The following is a 488-nucleotide window of genomic DNA, read 5'->3' as shown; positions in this document are numbered from 1 at the left end:
CCGCGGGTGCGGGAGCTGGCGTCGTTCGCGGCGGTCGAGCTGGGCCTGTCGGGGGCGGGCATGGAGCGGCGGATGACCGAGGCGTGGACGATCGTCACCGAGCTGCCCGCCGCGCATCAGGCCGCCGCCGAGGGGCGGATCACGACCGGGCATCTGCGGGTGATCGAGTCGGAGACGCGCGCGGTGCGGCTCGACCCGGGCGTCGACACGGCGCAGCGCGACGAGGTGGTGGCGGCGCTGGTCGCGATCGCGGAGACGACCAGCCCTGGCCGGTTGCGGAAGCGGGCGAAGTTCGTCGTCAACGAGGTGCTGTCCGAGCCGCTGCAGGTGCGGCACGACACCGCCCGGCAGCGGCGGCGGGTGGAGCTGTTCGACGCCGGTGACGGGATGTCGGATCTGCTCGTGCATGGGCCGTCGTTGGAGCTGTCGGCGATCTTCGACCGGCTCACGCAGGCCGCGCGCGGCAAGCCGAAGGACGAGCCGCGCAC

The 488-nt window shown here is 74.0% G+C and carries 1 protein-coding gene; it reads left to right on the top strand.

The window, feature by feature from the left end:
- On the top strand, positions 1–488 hold a 488-nt coding region (locus tag ACLQ21_RS15715), incomplete at both ends, for a DUF222 domain-containing protein (protein WP_425664911.1).

Source organism: Agrococcus sp. DT81.2 (assembly GCF_049844935.1).
GTDB lineage: Bacteria > Actinomycetota > Actinomycetes > Actinomycetales > Microbacteriaceae > Agrococcus.
Note: the sequence above shows the minus strand (reverse complement) of the source record. Positions and strands in the feature narration are given on the sequence as shown.